The following is a 17462-nucleotide window of genomic DNA, read 5'->3' as shown; positions in this document are numbered from 1 at the left end:
GAGGCAGTTTATGAGCATTTTGCTTACCGGTACGGCCAGGGAAAGACGGCACGCCAGCTCGATGAACATCGACAGATTATCTACGCTGGATATGCTTAACGTCATTCACCAGGATGACGCGCAAATCTCTTCTGCACTGACCCCTCACTTAACTATGCTGGCCCGCGTGGTGGATAACGCGGCGGCGACGCTTAGCCGCGGAGGACGTCTGGTGCTGATCGGCGCGGGCGCATCCGGGCGTGTGGCGGAGCAGGCGGCGGAGGGATTTGCGCCGGGAAAACATCCCGTCATTGCGATGACAGCGGGCGATCACGCCGGTAGCTACGCACGCGGCGTTGCCGACCTTCAGACGATAAAATTTGGCGAGCATGACATGATGCTGGCGCTGTCCGTTAGCGGCAAAACCCCCTGGATATGGGGTGCCATGCGCCATGCGTGGTCTCTGGGGACAACGGTCGCGATCGTTACGGAGGATGCGCAAAGTGAAGCGGCGCAGCTGGCGAGCATGGTTATTGCCCCCGATCTGGGCGCTGAAGTCGTCGCCGGATATGACAATACCAAAGCAGGCATTGCGCAAAGTATGATTATGCATATGGTCACCAGCGGTCTGGCGGTACGGACCGGACGGGTGTACAGCAACCTGCGCGTTGATCTGGAGGCAAGCAACACCAAATGGGCCGAGCGACAAATTGCCATTGTGATGGAAGCGGGGGGATGTACCCGGGCGCAGGCGAAGGCCGCGCTGGAAAGCTGTAACCACCAGTGTAAAACGGCGGTACTGATGGTGCTGACGGGGCTGGATGCCTGGAACGCACATGAATTACTGGCGAAGAATAATGGCTTTATTCGCCTGGCCTTGCAGGAAGCACCGTAATATCTCCGCATGAAATAAAAAAAGCCCGCGCTGCGGGCTTTAATATTTATGGGATGATATTAGAACTGGTAAACAATACCCATTGCGAACTGATCGTCAGCCGCGTTACCGGTGATCGCCGCGTCATCCTCGTTCAACAGGTTAAACTTGTACGCAGTGTATACGTTCATGTTCTTATTGAAGTAATACCAGGTACCCAGTTCGATGTAATTCACGCGGTCGGCGTTGATACCTTCATAGCCATTTCTTGCACCGAAGTCTTTGGCCTGAGAATAAACATAGCCAAGGGATGGGCGCAGACCGAAATCGAACTGGTATTGCACTACAGCTTCGACGTTCTGGGTTTTATTGGCGAAGCCACGGTTAGTGCCTGTTTTGGTCATGTTGCGCGTTTCGCCATACATTACCGCTGCGTAGACGTTATTTGCGTCATATTTAGCCGACAGCGCCCAAACTTCTGCATTGTCGCCGTAACCGTCTACGGTCTGTTCGTCAGTACGGTCAGATTTACCGTAGGTACCCACGACACCAAAGCCGTCTACGTTATAGTTCACCGACATGCTGTAACCGTCGCCGTTTGATTTGAAACGGTCGCGATCGTTATTTTTGCCTTGATACTGAACGGCAAAATTGAGGCCTTCAACCATACCGAAGAAATCAGTGTTACGGTAAGTGGCTACGCCGTTGGTACGCTGAGTCATGAAGTTGTCGGTAGAAGCCCAGGAATCGCCACCCCATTCAACCAGCATATCGGTGTATGCCGCCGCATCGTAGGCGACACCGTAGTTGCGGCCATAATCAAATGAACCATTGTCTGCATATTTCAGACCGGCGAAGGCCAGACGGGTACTTTCGTCCTGATTACCTTCAGGTTCGCTGGCGTCAATATTGTATTCAAACTGGCCGTAACCGGTCAGCTGGGTATTGATTTGCGTTTCACCTTTCACGCCAAAACGAGCATAGGAGGTATCCGCGTTTTCGCTGTTGCTGGTATCAGTGCCCGTCCAGATGCGTTCACCCACCATCTTTCCGTAGAAATCAACTTTATTACCGTTTTTATTATAAATTTCAGCCGCATTTGCTGCGCCAGCCATTAATAACGCGGGTACAAGAATTGCCAAAACTTTTCTTTTCATTATATATTCCCTTTAAATATAAATTGTCTGAATATATGTAATCACCCTCCGTAATTACAGGTTTGATACTATTCTAAGGGGTATTATTTAGGTTCAAAAATAAATGTAATTAAAGTGGTAAAAATATTACAAAATGTTTCCTATTGTCTCTTTATTTTTCATGTGAATTAATTCATTGAAAATATAGCGGGTAATTATTATTAAGTATTTCGTAATTCTATTTTTAAAGTTTTTTGATTCGGATATATTATAATTCACTCTCTTTTAAGCAACAGGACGGGATGATGGAACTGGCGCAATGGCAGCAGCGTTTTGAGCAGTGGCTTGACGAAAATCATTTAACGGATGATGCGGCGCATGATATTGCCCATTTTCGCCGCGTCTGGATGACGGCACAGGGCATTATGGCTGAGCATCCCGCCGATCCGCTGGTCGTGCTGACCGCATGCTACTTCCATGACATTGTCAGCCTGGCGAAAAATCACCCTGAACATAGCCACTCCTCGCGGCTTGCCGCGCGAAAAACGCGCGACATACTGAGTCGCGATTTTCCTGACTTTCCGCCCGATCGTTATGCGGCCGTTGAGCATGCCATTGAAGCACACAGCTTCAGCGCCGGTATCGCGCCGCGAAGTCTGGAGGCCAAAATTGTGCAGGATGCCGACCGGATGGAGGCGTTAGGCGCAATCGGTCTGGCGCGCGTCTTTGCCGTGTCCGGTGCGCTGGGCACCGCGCTGTTTGATGCCGACGATCCGTTTGCCGAAACACGAAAGCTGGATGATAAAGCCTTCGCGCTCGACCACTTTCAGACCAAACTTCTGCGCCTGCCGGACACCATGCAAACCGCGCGGGGAGGCGAACTTGCGCGTCACAATGCCGATTTTTTGATCCAGTTTATGGCGAAGCTGAGTGCCGAAATACAGGGTGATTATCTCGGAACCGACAGCCAGATATTGTCCTATTTCCGTCGCAGTGTGCGATCCTGAACTGTGGTACTCTGTTTTCTGTCTTTATTGTCCGGTTAAGAGAATGCAGGAAAATCGATCAGTGACTGTGCCCGCGCCTGAGCGGGTTGAGAAATCAACGGCAGCCGTGCAGGCACTCCTGCGTCAGCTGCTGGAAATGTATGATGTTAAAACGCTGGCAAACCAGCTGGTGGCCCATGGCGAGAGCCACTGGAGCCCGGCGATACTCAAGCGGCTGCTGATAAGCGACAGGGCAGGGCACCGTCTGAGTGACGGCGAGTTCCGCTATCTGCACAACCTGCTGCCGCGTCCTCCTGCTGCGCATCCGAACTATGCCTTTCGCTTTATCGATCTCTTTGCCGGTATTGGCGGCATTCGCCATGGCTTTGAAGCGATTGGCGGGCAGTGCGTGTTTACCAGTGAATGGAATAAACACGCCGTTCGTACCTATAAAGCCAACTGGTATTGCGATCCCGACGCGCACCAGTTCAACGCGGATATTCGTGATGTCACGCTGAGCCACAAAACCGGCGTCAGCGATGAAGAGGCTGCTGAACACATTCGCAACACCATTCCGGCCCACGATGTGCTGCTGGCCGGTTTTCCGTGTCAGCCGTTCTCGCTGGCTGGCGTGTCGAAAAAGAACGCGCTGGGGCGTGCGCACGGATTTGCCTGCGATACGCAAGGCACGTTGTTCTTTGATGTTGCCCGGATTATTGATGCCTGCCGTCCTGCCATTTTTGTACTGGAGAACGTCAAGAATTTAAAGAGCCATGACGGCGGCAAAACCTTTCGCATTATCATGCAAACGCTGGATGAACTGGGTTACGACGTGGCGGATGCCGAACATATGGGGCAGGACGATCCGAAAATTATCGACGGCAAACACTTCCTGCCACAGCACCGGGAACGCATCGTGCTGGTGGGGTTCCGCCGAGATCTCAATCTGAAAGGCGATTTTACGCTGCGTGATTTACCCTCGCTCTATCCGGCGCGACGTCCGACAGTGGCCGATCTGCTGGAGCCTGCCGTCGATGCGAAATTCATTTTGACACCGGTGCTGTGGAAATACCTCTATCGCTACGCCAAAAAGCATCAGGCCAAAGGCAACGGTTTTGGTTTTGGCATGGTCAACCCGCTTAATCCTGACAGCGTGACGCGTACGCTGTCGGCGCGCTATTACAAAGATGGCGCGGAAATTCTTATCGATCGGGGCTGGGATAAGGTACTGGGTGAAAAAGATTTCGACGATCCACAGAACCAGCAGTATCGACCACGGCGCTTAACGCCGCGCGAGTGTGCCCGCTTAATGGGCTTTGAGACGCCGCAGGGCTACAGTTTTCGCATCCCGGTGTCTGATACCCAGGCCTACCGTCAGTTTGGCAACTCGGTGGTGGTACCGGCCTTTGCCGCTGTCGCAAAACTGCTGGCCTCACGCATCAGCAAGGCCGTGCAGCTTCGTCAGGGTGAGGCCATCAATGGCGGACGTTCACAATAAAGCTACGCGCAGTAAAAACATGCGTGCCATCGGCACGCATGACACCGCGATTGAACAACGGATCGCCGGCCTTCTTACCGCCGTCGGGTTTGAATTCAGGGTTCAGGATACAACGCTTGCCGGGCGCCCTGATTTCGTCATCGACGCGTATCAGTGCATCATCTTCACCCACGGCTGTTTCTGGCATCATCACGATTGTTATCTGTTTAAAGTCCCGGCGACACGCACCGACTTCTGGCTGGCGAAGATTGGCAAGAACGTCGAGCGTGATAAACGCGACGTTTCGCAGCTGGTCGCCCAGGGCTGGCGGGTGCTGATTGTCTGGGAGTGCGCGCTGCGCGGAAGAAAGAAGCTGAAGGATGTGGAACTGACGGAGCGGCTGGAAGAGTGGATCTGCGGCGGCGGTCAGGCCGCGCAGATCGACACCCAGGGCATTCACCCGATCACGGTTTCTCCACCTCACACCTCGTGACAATCGGTTTCGCGGGCAGCAAATATTTACCCAGCGTGACCAGCACCACGGCAAAGACAATCACACCCAGCGCCAGCCATTCAATCGTCGACAGCACCTCGCCAGCAAACCCGGTACCCAGCAGCACGGCAACTACCGGGTTAACGTAGGCGTAGCTGGTCGCGACTGCCGGTGAGACGTTGCGAATCAGGTACATATAAGCGTTGATGGCGATAATGGAGCCAAACAGCGCCAGGTACCCGACGGCCAGGAAACCTGAAAGGTCTGGCATCGCCGTCAGTTTTTCACCCGACAATGTGGAGGCAATCAACAGCACAATGCCTGCCGCGAGCATCTCAATGGCTCCCGCCATCATCCCGGAGGGCAGCTCGATCCGGGAGCCGTAGACCGAGCCAAACGCCCAGCTCATAGAGCCGATCATGATCAGAACTGCGGCCCAGGGGTTCCCGCTCAGGTTACCGCCGCTGTTCAGCATGATAATGCCCGCAAGCCCAATCGCGATGCCCAGCCACTCGAGCTTGCGAGTGCGGATCCCGAACAGACGACTAAAGCAGAGCGTAAACAGCGGCACGGTCGCGACGACCACTGCGGCGATACCCGACGGTACGTTCTGGTGTTCGGCAACGGTTACCGCGCCGTTACCCACCGCCAGCAGCAGCAGGCCGATCAGGGCGGCGTTAAGCAGGGGACGCAGCGGCGGTAGCCTGTGGCCGTGCAGCAATAAAAACGCCATCAGCAGCACGCCGGCCGTAAGGAAACGAATACCGGCCATCATCAGCGGGGGCCAGCTTTCCACGCCGATACGAATGACAAAATAGGTGGATCCCCAGATGATATACAGGGAAAAAAGTGCTCCAATGAGCGGTAATAACTGCCGAAAACGCATAGTCCCTCACGACGAAATAAAAAGGTCGCTCATAGTTAACGCCAAAACTATCAGGCTGGCGAGTGCTTTAATTGTGTTGCTGATGTGAAATTTTTGTTGACGCGAGGTGCCAGTTTCCGGGCGGTGAGTTTTGTTCCATACTATTCACTTAATTAGCAAAAAAAGAAGGATAGAGATTTTGGCAGGAAGTAGCTTATTAACATTACTGGACGATATCGCCACCTTGCTGGATGACATTTCTGTTATGGGAAAACTGGCGGCGAAAAAGACCGCCGGGGTGCTGGGAGATGATTTGTCGCTTAACGCGCAGCAGGTTAGCGGCGTGCGGGCGAATCGTGAGTTGCCGGTGGTGTGGGGCGTAGCGAAAGGGTCCTTTATTAACAAAGTGATCCTCGTGCCGCTGGCACTGCTGATTAGCGCCTTCATCCCCTGGGCCATCACGCCTTTGCTCATGATCGGCGGGGCGTTCCTGTGCTTCGAGGGTGCCGAAAAAGTGCTGCATATGCTGGCCGCACGCAAGCAGAAAGATACACCGGAAATGCGCCAGCAGCGTCTTGAAGCACTGGCCGCACAGGATCCCAAAACGTTCGAGCGCGATAAGGTCAAAGGCGCGATCCGTACCGACTTCATTCTCTCGGCCGAGATTGTGGCGATTACGCTGGGGATCGTCTCAGAAGCGCCTCTGATGAACCAGGTGCTGATCCTCTCCGGCATTGCGATCCTCGTGACGATAGGGGTTTATGGGCTGGTCGGGCTGATCGTCAAGCTCGACGATATCGGCTTCTGGCTGGAGAAAAAATCCAGCGCAATAGCGCGTAGCATCGGGAAAAGCCTGTTGGTGCTGGCACCGTGGCTGATGAAAACCTTGTCGGTGGTGGGAACCCTGGCGATGTTCCTGGTCGGTGGCGGCATTATCGTGCACGGTGTTACTTCGCTGCATCACATGATTGAACATTTTGCCTCAGGCCAGGGAGCGGTAGTCGCTGCGATTCTGCCCACATTGCTTAACCTCGTGCTGGGCTTTATCGTCGGTGTGATTGTTGTAGCCGTTGTTAAGCTGGTTGAAAAAGTACGCGGAAAGTCGCATTAATTATTACTGACCCGGGTGCAAAAAGACCATTCCTCGTCTAAATTGAAAACGTTTCACCCTGATACAGGAGGCAGGTATGGTCTTTTTGATCAGTGATGAAGTTAAGCCTAAGAATGGTGGTCCAGGCATGATTGTCACAGGGTATTCCAGTGGAATGGTGGAGTGTCGGTGGCATGATGGATACGGCATTAAGCGGGAGGCTTTTCGTGAAGACGAGCTTCAGCCTGCGAATAAAAGGCAAAAACGCGACAAGGCTTAATCACACAACGCCCGGCCTTGCCGGGCGTTTTTACTGGCAGAAGACTTATCATATCGGATGGTGAGGACAATCATGGAGTGTGTGTGCAGCACGATACCTTTGTTGTAAAACAATCTTTTTTGCAGTGGCTGCATACGCGTAGCAATCCCCGTTTGATTGTTAACCTCTGTTTTATTGTTGTCCTGATCTTTTCCACCCTCCTGACCTGGCGCGAAGTTGTGGTACTGGAAGATGCTTATATCTCCAGCCAGCGTAACCATCTGGCAACGGTTGCCAGTGCGCTGGACAGACAGCTCCAGTACAGCGTCGATAAAATGTTGTTTTTTCGCCACAGTATGAATGATGCGCTGGAAACGCCGCTGGCGTTTGGCGTGCTGCATGATGCGGTAAAGCGTTTTGCGCATTTGCGCACGTCCTCCACCTGGCAAATTGCGGTTGATAAACAGCGCACATTACCCATCAACGGTGTTTCAGATGCCTTCGTTGAAAAGACCACCCTTCTGAAGCGTGACGATGAGTACCTGGATAATGAACTGTCCGCCGCGCTCGAAGTAGGTTATCTGCTACGTCTGGCATCCAGTTCTTCCCGCAATGAAGAACGCATGATTTATGTCTCTCGCGCCGGTTTTTTTCTGGAAACGGATACGCCGGGTAATTTCAGCGGTATCGCGCAGCGCTATTACCATCTGGTCACTCAGCCCTGGTTTACCCACCAGTCCGAGCGTGAAAACCGTGCGCGAGCCGTACGCTGGTTTATCTCGCCTCCTTCCCCCTTCGCAGGCAAAATGCCGCTTATCACCGCCAGCGTGCCTGTTTATTACCATCACGTCTGGTATGGCGTAGTGGCAATGGATTTCACCTTAGCCACCCTGCGTCGCCTGCTGGTAGAGGCCGTGGACGAAACTCCGGAAGGGGAATACCAGCTGTATGACAATCGTCTTACCCTGCTTGCGACGTCTGAATCACCCGATACGGACGTTAACCATTTTGACGCGCGCGAACTGGCGCAGATAGCGCACGCCATAGAAACTGATTCCGAAGGCGGTAGCCGTCTGGGGAGTCGTTTTGTCAGCTGGGAGCGTCTCGACCATTTTGATGGCATCGTCCTGCGTGTACACACCCTCGATGAAGGCGTGCGCGGCGATTTCGGCAGCATCAGCATTGTACTTGCATTGCTTTGGGCGCTGTTCACCGCGATGCTGCTCATCTCATGGCTGGTGATCCGGCGCATGGTCAGCAATATGTATTCGATGCAGAACTCGCTGCAATGGCAGGCCTGGCACGATCCTCTGACCCGGCTGAATAATCGTGGGTCTCTGTTTGAGCAGGCGAAAATGCTGGCGAATCAGTGTAAACAGCAGTCGCTGCCTTTCTCTGTCATCCAGATCGATCTTGACTGCTTCAAGAGCATCAACGATCGGTTTGGGCATCAGGCGGGTGATAAGGTGTTGTCCCATGCCGCGGGGCTGATTGCCAGTTCTCTCCGCGCTAAAAATATTGCGGGACGCGTCGGAGGCGAAGAGTTCTGCGTAGTCCTGCCCGGCATGACGCTTGCAGAGGCGGCCGAAGTCGCTGAGCAGATACGCAAGCGTATCGACAGCAAAGAGATCCTGATCAAGAAAAGTACCACTCTGCGCGTAAGTGCGTCGTTTGGCGTCTCTGGCGCGGAGGAGAAGGGCAATTATCACTTCGAGAATCTGCAATCTACCGCCGATGCGCGTCTGTATGAGGCGAAACAGCGCGGGCGTAACCAGGTGGTCTGGCAGGATCACGTCAAAAAGTAATCAAGCCCCTCGCACCAGCCGGCCGGCCCGGTGTGCTGAGTGCGGTAAACCCGTGATGGATCGATGTTCTTAAGGTTGATGCCCTCCCGGTTGAAGCCTTTCACCACCACGGCGAAGTTTACGCTATCCAGCAAAGGGGCATCATTGGGGCCGTCGCCCAGGCCCAGCGTCGTTGGGTTGGAGCCTTCATGCAGGTGATACTGTTCCACAAGCCAGTGAACCGCCACGTCTTTGCCACAGCCTGTGTCCAGAATGTGCCAGAAGCGTGCACCCTGGACAATCTTTAGCCCCTGCCGGGCGAGTACGGCTGCAAAGCGTTTCATTTGTTCATCACTGTCACGCCAGATCAGCGTCACGGAAGCTTCGTGCTTGCGCGCAAGTACCGACCGGGGGTGGCTCAGACCGGTCCATTCGGCGACCACGCGCTCATCCACATCATGAAACGCAGTGAATTTCAGATGCATGTCCTGGCGTATCTGCGCGATAAACTGCCGGATATCATCGTGCTTCTTTTCTGAGATGAACCGTCTAGCGTTCTTCCACCGTTCGTCAGGCTGGATCACCGCGCCGTTTTCAGCAATGTACGGCAGCCCACCAAGCCCAAGTTCATGCTGAATGTCACGCATCTCGGAGGCGGTTTTGCTGCTGCACAGAATGACCGGTATCTGCTCACCCTTTAATCTCTCCAGCCAGGGGGCCGCAGGCTGCCAGTCGAGCGTGTGAAAATCCAACAGCGTGCCGTCGAGGTCGGTCAGGATAAGCAGAGTCTCCTTAAGCGAAGGCATAACGTCTCCCGTATGAGAATTTTATTCTAAGAAAAATCTTAAAAAAAGACGCGTTGACGCGCCGTTGAACTGGAAACGATCCCAACAAACCCACACGCGGCGCATGTTTATACTCATAACCAAAATTCACATGTATAAAATATAATATTCGTTGAGAGAATATATGCTTGTAAGACAATTCTGTTGGGGATAATGTCTTACCTGCATCAGATTTCCTGGTGTAACGAATTTACAAGTGCTTCTTGCATAAGCAAGTTTGATCCCGGTCATCCCCATGACCGGGATTTTTTTCGCCTTAGCGGTTCGTCTCCGAGACGCTAAAGTCATGGATATCCAGCTCGAACGCTTCTGCCAGTTCACGGTAGGTATGGTAATCCCGACCATTGACCACGACACGGTCTGAATTATCCTCCGCGCGATGCACTTCGGACTCACTCATTTCATTGATGGCGGCAAGCAGGGCATCGACGTCCACTTCAACCTCACGCTTAATGGTGTCGCTGTACTCTTTGTCAGTCTTCATTGCGGGTTCCTCATTTTACCGTTTCCACAGCTAAGTATAGACCGCACACAAAAACGTCATTCGCGCCAGGCGGCGATGCCAGGGCAGGTAATTTGTTCTACACTGGCTCAAAACCACAGGAGGAATGTATGAAGGTCAACGATCGGGTAACCGTCAAAACGGACGGTGGGCCGCGCCGCCCGGGCGTGGTGCTGGCAATAGAAGAGTTCAATGAAGGCACAATGTATCTGGTGTCGCTGGAAGATTACCCGCTCGGCATCTGGTTCTTTAACGAGCTGGGCCACCCGGATGGCATCTTTGTGGAAACGGCAGAATAGGGCGGCGTCGGGGGCATACTCTCCCCGGCTCCGGCTGCTGAAAAGCAAAATCTCTGGCCATGCCAGAGATCAGGGTAGGGTACAACATGGCCATGCAAATTAGCGCATATTAACGAAAATCCCATTTGTCACATTATCTGTCAGGCGTACGACATGGTATATCACTTGCTTATTATGCGTTTTAATTTTCCTTTTAATATTTCCTTTGTGTGACGATACGGTTTTTGCTTTGATATTCATCTGGTCTGAGATCTGAATTGTCCCTTGTCCAGCCATCCACATTCTTAACATACTTGATTCAGTTCTGCTTAATGATAGGGTGGGTAAGTTAATCGCCCCTACATTCTTCACTTCTTTATTCAAATAATCGCCGAGAATGTCATCCAGTGACTCTGGTTTTATCGATTTCGAACTGATTAATAAGTTTTTACGTACCAACAAATACTCATCGAAATGAATATTGGCGATCGCCATAAAAACAATAAACAGGGTTTTAGGATGCTGATTAATGATCTGCTTAATGTGCTGACTGTTAGCGGGGTCGTGAATGAAACAGTCCTCATTAATAAACACCACGCCTGGCTTGTGGGCGTCACAAGCGGCTGCGAGTTCTTCAACGGTGTGCGCATCGTTGATATCTCTCTTTCTAACCCCTCTGCTTGCTAAGTACCCGGTTAACCCTAGCCGGGTGTAGCTGCATAAATCCATAATGATCGTTGACATGGCATACCCTCACTCAATGCGTAACGATAATTCACCATCTGCCTGAGAGCTCATAAACAGCCATACGGGATGGAAAAAATCTTATAAAACCTGTGAGCATGACAAAGACTTTCAGGCGAACTCACTATCCCGTAAAGTTACGTATAATTTGCCAGGAATCATCTTAAAGTAAAGTAAATATTAAGTATTGTGAGGTGGTTAGAAACATTTAAACCGCGTCAGATATATCCTGGTAGATGTTTTTCGAGATTATTTTTAGGAATATCCTCAGAAAGACATTGCAAACGCTGCGGGTTATTATTTGTGTGGAAGCTCGCTGACAATATCCGCTAACAGATTGAATATCTCGCTGAATAAATGCTCGCAGAAGGGGGCGATAAGTGGCATCAATAATGACATTAATAAAAGCCCAACCGTCAATGTCACCGGAAATCCGATGACAAATACCGACAGCTGCGGGGCCATTCGGTTGAGCAAACCTAATGCGAGGTTAACGGTGAGCAGCAGGGTAATGATCGGCAGCGCCAGCATTAGCCCGTTGAGGAAGATCAGCCCGGCAGCCCGCACAAGCGCCAGAAAGGCGTTGCTGTTTACCGGGTTGTCGCCAATCGGCAGCGTATGAAAGGTGTCCACAAGCATGGAGATCAGCCACAGGTGGCCGTTGAACGAGAGAAACAACAGCATCGCCAGCAGGTCGATAATACGCGCCAGCACGGGCATATTCAGATGGCTGCCCGGGTCAACGAATGTCGCAAAGGACAGGCCCATCTGCAAACCGATCAGTTCCCCCGCCGTTCGTACCGCGGCAAAGGCGAGCTGCATCGTAAACCCGACCGCCACGCCAATCATCACCTGTTGCAGGGCAATCCAGATCGCATTCGGGGAAAAGAGCGGGATATCCACCGCCGGCAGAGAGGGAGCAACAATAATGGTGATAACGATGCCCAGCCCAATTTTGACGCGTTTAGGCACCGACTTTTCACTGAGTATGGGGGCGGTAGAGATCAGCGCCATGATGCGCAGCATCGGCCAGAAATAGATCCCGAGCCACTGAACAAACTGATCGCTGGTGAAATGCAGCATCGTCCGTCAGCCGATGATGTACGGCAGATTGGTGAACAGGTTACGCATATAGTCCAGCAGCAAATTAAGCATCCATGGCCCGGCAACGATAATCGCCACGAAGACGGCAATGATTTTCGGAATGAACGACAGGGTCATTTCGTTAATCTGCGTGGCGGCCTGGAGAATACTGATAATCAGACCGGTTACCAGCGCAACCAAAAGCAGGGGGGCGGCGACAGCAATCGCGACTTTCATCGCCTCCGTACCCATCATCATGACCGACTCAGGCGTCATCTCGCGCTCCTCAACTGTAGAAACTCTGCGCCAGCGAGCTGACCAGCAGCTGCCAGCCGTCGACAAGCACGAACAGCATGATCTTAAAGGGCAGGGCAATGGTCGCGGGGGGGACCATCATCATCCCGAGCGCCATCAGAACGCTGGCGATCACCAGGTCGATTATCAGGAACGGAATGAAAATGGTGAAGCCAATCTGAAACGCCGTTTTCAGCTCACTGGTCACATACGCCGGCAGCAGGATGCGCATCGGCACCGCCTCCGGTCCCTGTAACTCACCCGTGTTAGCGAGGCGGGCAAACAGGGCTAAATCCGCTTCGCGCGTCTGGCGAAGCATAAATTCACGTAATGGCTGAGCACCCTTTTCCAGAGCAACCTGCATGGAAATTTTGTCTTCGCTGAACGGCTGGTACGCCTCGGTATAAATCTTGTCGATAACCGGCGACATAATGAAAAAAGTCAGGAACAGGGCTAAACCCAACAGCACCTGATTGGGCGGCGCGGACGGCGTGCCGAGTGCATTTCGCAGCAGGCCAAACACAATGATGATGCGGGTGAAGCTGGTCATCATCAGCAGGATCGCCGGTATAAAGGTCAGCGAGGTGATGAACACCAGCGTCTGCACGGACAGGGACCAGCTTTGTCCCCCGTTCGCCAGCGGCGTGGAAACCAGCCCCGGAAGTTGCGCATACACAGAGGGCGCGAACAGGCCCAGGCCTGCCAGCGTGAGGAATAACAAACGGCGCATCAGGATCTCCCGGGACGCTTGAGCAAACTCTTCATAACGGACTGAAAGTCCGCAGGGGCCTGGGAGGAATTCTCCACCGGGGCAGGCGCAGGGGGGAGCGTATGAAGGACGTTAATGCTGGAGGCGGTCACGCCCAGCACCAGTCGCGCATCTTCCACTTCCACAATGACCACGCGCTCGCGCGGCCCGAGCGTAGTACTGGCGCTGACCTTCAACCCGCGCGTACCGGCCGTTTTCCCCGCCAGACCGAAACGCTTTACCAGCCAGGCGGCGAGAAGGATAAAGGCAATAATACCGAACAGCGCACCGCTCACCTGAAGCAGCGGTGAGCCGGGTACGGCGGAGGGCGCGGACAGTGTTGCCTGGGTTTTCATACTTAACGGCTCAGACGACGCATACGTTCGGACGGGGTAATGATATCGGTGATACGCACGCCGTATTTATCGGCCACCACCACCACCTCGCCCTGTGCAATCAGGTAGCCATTGATCAGAATATCCAGCGGCTCACCCGCCAAACCGTCAAGCGCCACCACGGAACCCTGCGTCAGACGCAGCAGCTCTTTAATCGTCATGCGGGTGCGGCCCAACTCAACGGTCAGCTTAACCGGAATGTCCATAATCAGGTCGATGTCCTGCAACGTGCCGCTGACATCGCCGCCGCCTAACTGCTGGAAAACCGCGTCTGCCGCGCTTTTCGTCGGCGTCGTTTTTTGCTCGTTTAACGCGTCAGCCCACAGATCGTCCAGTGCTCCGCTGTTTTCATCGGACGGATTGTTCATGTCACTCATTTGGGCTGTTCCTCATTCAGCGAATTCAAAATCGGGTTGATCAAGTGCTCAACGCGTAACGCATACTGGCCGTTAATCGTGCCGTACTGGCTAGTCAGTACGGGTACACCATCCACATGGGCAATAATGCGGTCGGGTTTATCTATCGGCAAAACGTCGCCGGGCTGTAATTTCAGGATCTGCGACAACCGCATGGAGATGTCGGCAAAGTTGGCCACGAGTTCCAGCTGTGAATGCTGTACCTGACGCACCAGGTTTTCACGCCAGTTCTGATCTTCATGGCGTGAGTTCTCCAGCGGTGGGTTAACCAGCAGTTCGCGCAATGGTTCAATCATGCTGAACGGCAGACAGATGTTGAACTCCCCCGTCAGGTTACCGATCTCGACGTGGAACGGCGTGTTGACGACGATATCGTTCGGGGAGGTGGTGATGTTGGTAAACTTCACCTGCATCTCGGAACGCACGTACTCCACTTCCAGTGGGTTAATCGCTTTCCAGGCGTCGCTGTAAGATTCCAGCGCCAGCTTAAGCATGCGGTTAATCACGCGCTGTTCGGTATGGGTAAATTCACGACCTTCCACTTTGGTCGGGAAACGGCCATCGCCACCGAACAGGTTATCCACCGCGATGAACACCAGGCTTGGTGAGAACACCACCAGGCCGGTACCGCGCAGCGGTTTCAAGTGGATCAGGTTAAGGTTGGTTGGCACCGGCAGGTTGCGGGCAAACTCATGATACGGCTGAATGCGGATCGCACCGACGGTGATATCCGGACTACGCCGCAGCAGGTTAAACAGCCCCATGCGGAACTGACGTGCAAAACGTTCATTGATGATCTCCAGCGCCTGTAAACGCTCGCGCACCACGCGACGCTGGGTATTGGGATCGTAGGGACGAATATTATCGTCGCCGGTCAGACCCGGTTTCGGATCGTCACTCTTATCGCTATCGCCGTTGAGCAGCGCATCGATTTCTGCCTGAGAAAGAATACTGTCGCCCATGTCGTTACCGCAGAATGAAGGCTGTATACAGAACGTCCGTGACTTCCTGCTTAGGTTGGCCGTTGACCAGCGGGGTCGCCAGGGTCTGTTTTATGGCATCGACCAGCTTTTGCTTGCCCACATCGGTGGCGAGCGCGGAGGCATCCTGACGAGAAAAAAGCAGCAGCAGACGACTGCGCACTTCCGGCAGATAGTCGTTCAGACGAGCACGGGTCGCTTCATCTTTCAGACGCAGCGTAATGCCCACGTAAAGCACACGATCCGCATCGCCCAGATTCACGGTGAACGTATCCAGCGGGTAGAAGACCGGTGCCGGCGGAGGCGGCGCTTCAGCTTTGGCGGCCGCGCTGGAGGGCTCCTGCTGCATACGCCAGTAACTGTAGCCTGCGGTAGCGCAGGCCGCGAGGGTAATCAACACCAGCAGCGGGATCCAGATGGAACGCTTGCTTTTTTTGGTGATAGCGGAGTCTGTCATCTGATACGAGCTTCCTGTTTCGGTACAGCTTAATACGGTGATTATCCCGTGTCCGGCCCAGGTCAAAGCGTGGAAAAGACGGGGATAATCACGTTACCTCTGGCGTTTAGGCAAAGATGTCTACGGCACGGCTGCCGCGTGCGGCGGATTGCAGGGCGGCAGGGGCAGGCAATAACTCTTCGCTCTCATCGTTAAACCCGCCATGCTGGCCGGAACGCGAAGCGTGCTGTTGCTGCCCGGATGAGGACTGCTGCTGCCCGGCAAAGCCCTCGCTGCTGACGCTGCTTTGGGAAAGCTGAATGCCGTTTTCCGCAAGCTGCGTGCGCAGGATCGGCAGGGCCGCTTCCAGCGCCGCGCGGACGTGGCTGTGTGGCGAAACCATCTGCAACTGCGCCTGGTTGTCGTCCAGCTTAAGCGAAATTTGTACCTGCCCCAGATCCTCCGGGTGCAGACGCAGCTCCGCGGTCTGCTGTCCCTGCTTTGTGAACAGGGTGATGTGCTGGCTCAGATTCTGCTGCCATTCGTGCGTCCCCAGCGGCTGGCTTAACACCGGTGCTGTAGCAACGGTAGCGGCAGGCTGGGGGGGAGCCAGATGACTGACGATTGGGGCCAGCGTTGCGGTTGGGCTGGCGGCAGGCGACGCCGCGCTCGCTACGTCCTGCTTCTCTGCGACGGCGGCGACGGCTGGCGTAGCCGCTGCCGTGGCGGGCAGCGATGTGTCGCTGTCCTGAACCGGCATTTTTTCCTGACCCGTTAACGCCTGGCTAAGCGGCTGATGCTGGCCGTTGTCCGTCTGGGCTAGCGCAGAGGGGAGGGCGGCTCGGGGGGCGATCTGCCCGGCGCTCGCTGGCTGCGTCGCTACCGGGGTGGTGGCCTGCTGGTGCGGTAACATCGCCATCAGCGCGCTTAACCCGGCCAGCTCCTCTTCTTCAGTCGTGGTCTCGCTGTTTGCTTTCGCGTCCGGCTGGGTCAGCGTCTTCAGCGCATCCGTATTTGCTGCGGGTTTCAGGCCGGAGACGAGGCTTTGCAGGAAAACGCTGGTATCTTCACCGATCGGCGTCTCCTGACGGGAGAGCAGCTCGGCAATTTTGGCCTGGAGCGTGGTATCACCGTTTTTTTCCTTTGCTGCTGTCGAGAGCTTGCTGCCCGCCGCTTTCAGGTCCGCCAGCGTCAGCGGGGCATCTTTGCCTTTGCCGGTGGTCTCGGTCAGCGCGCCCGCCAGCAGAGAGAGAAAATCTTGCGCGCCCTCAGCGCCTTTTCCGGTCAGCGTGCCGCCGGACGGATCGCTGTCGGTCATCAGCAGTTGTTGCAGTGTGATCATTCTGGTTTCCTCATTGATGCGCGCTGGGCAAACTCATCCATTTTTTTCTGATCCAGGCGGTTTTCCGCCAGGGTCGAAGCTGCAATCTGCCGGTCCTGCAAGGTCTGCCATGCCTGCAACCGCTGTTTTTTCTCGCGCCAGAAGTTCAGCGCGGTATCGACTTTTTGCGTCCACTGGTTGAGCTGCTGGCGATGCTGCTCAATTGCCTTTTCCAGCGTCTGGATAAACTGCTGATAGTTAATCCAGCGCTGGCTACCAATGCCCTGCGTCATGTCGGTGTTGAGGTTGGTGCGATATTCATGCTGATAGTCGATTAACATCTTCAACTGTTCCTCAGCCTGCTGGCACCCGCGCCGCATTGCGCCAAGCTGCAATGCGGCATCATCAACTTCTTTTTCAGCCAGATCTTTCAGCGTTGATAACGCGCTATTCTGCGCCATAACCTTCGCCCTCCAC

21 protein-coding genes and 1 pseudogene are annotated in these 17462 nt (G+C 54.1%); 8 read left to right on the top strand and 14 right to left on the bottom strand.

What is annotated here, in order from left to right:
• Positions 1 to 10 precede the first annotated feature (10 nt).
• Positions 11 to 874: an N-acetylmuramic acid 6-phosphate etherase gene (locus G6Q29_RS03685; RefSeq protein ID WP_165464552.1), complete on the top strand. Its 864-nt coding sequence runs from the start codon at positions 11 to 13 to the stop codon at positions 872 to 874.
• Positions 875 to 933: 59 nt separating this feature from the next.
• Here the strand turns inward: G6Q29_RS03685 and G6Q29_RS03680 are convergent, their stop codons facing one another.
• The gene (locus G6Q29_RS03680; RefSeq protein ID WP_165464551.1) at positions 934 to 2010 is read right to left on the bottom strand and encodes a porin; all 1077 of its coding nucleotides are present in this window, start codon (positions 2008 to 2010) and stop codon (positions 934 to 936) included.
• 284 nt (positions 2011 to 2294) lie between these two features.
• Between G6Q29_RS03680 and G6Q29_RS03675 the strand changes: the two genes are divergently transcribed.
• Genes G6Q29_RS03675 through G6Q29_RS03665 form a run of 3 tightly spaced genes read left to right on the top strand, consistent with a single transcriptional unit; the run spans position 2295 to position 4945 of the window.
• Positions 2295 to 2996 carry a phosphohydrolase gene (locus tag G6Q29_RS03675; RefSeq protein WP_165464647.1) on the top strand — a complete coding sequence of 234 codons (702 nt, stop codon included), beginning with the start codon at positions 2295 to 2297 and terminating at the stop codon, positions 2994 to 2996.
• 43 nt (positions 2997 to 3039) lie between these two features.
• Positions 3040 to 4473, top strand: a complete 1434-nt coding sequence (locus tag G6Q29_RS03670; protein ID WP_165464550.1) for a DNA cytosine methyltransferase — start codon at positions 3040 to 3042, stop codon at positions 4471 to 4473.
• Complete coding sequence (locus G6Q29_RS03665; protein ID WP_165464549.1) at positions 4454 to 4945, top strand: very short patch repair endonuclease; 492 nt, start codon at positions 4454 to 4456, stop codon at positions 4943 to 4945. Before G6Q29_RS03670 ends, G6Q29_RS03665 begins: the two co-directional genes overlap by 20 nt.
• Here the strand turns inward: G6Q29_RS03665 and yedA are convergent.
• Positions 4917 to 5831 (bottom strand): drug/metabolite exporter YedA, encoded by a 915-nt coding sequence (gene yedA / locus G6Q29_RS03660; protein WP_165464548.1) that lies wholly within the window; start codon positions 5829 to 5831, stop codon positions 4917 to 4919. The genes G6Q29_RS03665 and yedA overlap by 29 nt on opposite strands.
• Before the next feature lie 178 nt (positions 5832 to 6009).
• On the opposite strand from yedA, the gene G6Q29_RS03655 reads away from it, so the two are divergent.
• The 3 genes from G6Q29_RS03655 to dgcQ all read left to right on the top strand — a co-directional run bounded on the left by G6Q29_RS03655 (position 6010) and on the right by dgcQ (position 8964).
• Positions 6010 to 6921 (top strand): DUF808 domain-containing protein, encoded by a 912-nt coding sequence (locus G6Q29_RS03655; RefSeq protein ID WP_165464547.1) that lies wholly within the window; start codon positions 6010 to 6012, stop codon positions 6919 to 6921.
• A 76-nt stretch (positions 6922 to 6997) separates the two neighbouring features.
• Positions 6998 to 7180 (top strand): YodC family protein, encoded by a 183-nt coding sequence (locus tag G6Q29_RS03650; protein ID WP_003859574.1) that lies wholly within the window; start codon positions 6998 to 7000, stop codon positions 7178 to 7180.
• A gap of 83 nt (positions 7181 to 7263) precedes the next feature.
• Positions 7264 to 8964: a cellulose biosynthesis regulator diguanylate cyclase DgcQ gene (gene dgcQ / locus G6Q29_RS03645; RefSeq protein WP_165464546.1), complete on the top strand. Its 1701-nt coding sequence runs from the start codon at positions 7264 to 7266 to the stop codon at positions 8962 to 8964.
• Here the strand turns inward: dgcQ and G6Q29_RS03640 are convergent.
• Positions 8949 to 9749: a mannosyl-3-phosphoglycerate phosphatase-related protein gene (locus G6Q29_RS03640; protein ID WP_165464545.1), complete on the bottom strand. Its 801-nt coding sequence runs from the start codon at positions 9747 to 9749 to the stop codon at positions 8949 to 8951. The two genes, dgcQ and G6Q29_RS03640, sit on opposite strands and share 16 nt — an antisense overlap.
• Positions 9750 to 10044: 295 nt before the next feature.
• The gene (gene yodD / locus G6Q29_RS03635; protein ID WP_165464544.1) at positions 10045 to 10272 is read right to left on the bottom strand and encodes a YodD family peroxide/acid resistance protein; all 228 of its coding nucleotides are present in this window, start codon (positions 10270 to 10272) and stop codon (positions 10045 to 10047) included.
• 128 nt (positions 10273 to 10400) lie between these two features.
• On the opposite strand from yodD, the gene dsrB reads away from it, so the two are divergent.
• Positions 10401 to 10589: a protein DsrB gene (gene dsrB, locus G6Q29_RS21575; protein WP_003859583.1), complete on the top strand. Its 189-nt coding sequence runs from the start codon at positions 10401 to 10403 to the stop codon at positions 10587 to 10589.
• 99 nt (positions 10590 to 10688) lie between these two features.
• On the opposite strand, the gene rcsA is transcribed toward dsrB, so the two are convergent.
• From rcsA to fliJ, 10 genes and pseudogenes are all read right to left on the bottom strand, one after another.
• Positions 10689 to 11312, bottom strand: a complete 624-nt coding sequence (rcsA, locus tag G6Q29_RS03625; RefSeq protein WP_003859584.1) for a transcriptional regulator RcsA — start codon at positions 11310 to 11312, stop codon at positions 10689 to 10691.
• A gap of 290 nt (positions 11313 to 11602) precedes the next feature.
• Positions 11603 to 12395: pseudogene (fliR, locus tag G6Q29_RS03620) on the bottom strand (flagellar biosynthetic protein FliR); the annotation flags it as partial.
• 6 nt (positions 12396 to 12401) lie between these two features.
• Positions 12402 to 12671, bottom strand: a complete 270-nt coding sequence (gene fliQ, locus G6Q29_RS03615) for a flagellar biosynthesis protein FliQ (RefSeq protein ID WP_003859587.1) — start codon at positions 12669 to 12671, stop codon at positions 12402 to 12404.
• A 10-nt stretch (positions 12672 to 12681) separates the two neighbouring features.
• On the bottom strand, positions 12682 to 13419 hold the full coding sequence (gene fliP, locus G6Q29_RS03610; protein ID WP_003859589.1) for a flagellar type III secretion system pore protein FliP: 738 nt from the start codon (positions 13417 to 13419) through the stop codon (positions 12682 to 12684).
• Complete coding sequence (gene fliO / locus G6Q29_RS03605) at positions 13419 to 13793, bottom strand: flagellar biosynthetic protein FliO (RefSeq protein WP_165464541.1); 375 nt, start codon at positions 13791 to 13793, stop codon at positions 13419 to 13421. Before fliO ends, fliP begins: the two co-directional genes overlap by 1 nt.
• A 2-nt stretch (positions 13794 to 13795) precedes the next feature.
• Complete coding sequence (gene fliN / locus G6Q29_RS03600; protein WP_003859592.1) at positions 13796 to 14209, bottom strand: flagellar motor switch protein FliN; 414 nt, start codon at positions 14207 to 14209, stop codon at positions 13796 to 13798.
• Complete coding sequence (gene fliM / locus G6Q29_RS03595) at positions 14206 to 15210, bottom strand: flagellar motor switch protein FliM (protein ID WP_006811158.1); 1005 nt, start codon at positions 15208 to 15210, stop codon at positions 14206 to 14208. Before fliM ends, fliN begins: the two co-directional genes overlap by 4 nt.
• 4 nt (positions 15211 to 15214) lie before the next feature.
• Positions 15215 to 15685, bottom strand: a complete 471-nt coding sequence (gene fliL, locus G6Q29_RS03590; protein ID WP_003859598.1) for a flagellar basal body-associated protein FliL — start codon at positions 15683 to 15685, stop codon at positions 15215 to 15217.
• 106 nt (positions 15686 to 15791) lie between these two features.
• Positions 15792 to 17006, bottom strand: a complete 1215-nt coding sequence (gene fliK / locus G6Q29_RS03585) for a flagellar hook length control protein FliK (protein WP_165464540.1) — start codon at positions 17004 to 17006, stop codon at positions 15792 to 15794.
• Complete coding sequence (gene fliJ, locus G6Q29_RS03580) at positions 17003 to 17446, bottom strand: flagellar export protein FliJ (protein ID WP_006811155.1); 444 nt, start codon at positions 17444 to 17446, stop codon at positions 17003 to 17005. Before fliJ ends, fliK begins: the two co-directional genes overlap by 4 nt.
• Positions 17447 to 17462 lie beyond the last annotated feature (16 nt).

It is taken from the genome of Enterobacter cloacae (genome assembly GCF_011078175.1).
GTDB classification, from domain to species: domain Bacteria; phylum Pseudomonadota; class Gammaproteobacteria; order Enterobacterales; family Enterobacteriaceae; genus Enterobacter; species Enterobacter cloacae_Q.
Note: the sequence above shows the minus strand (reverse complement) of the source record. Positions and strands in the feature narration are given on the sequence as shown.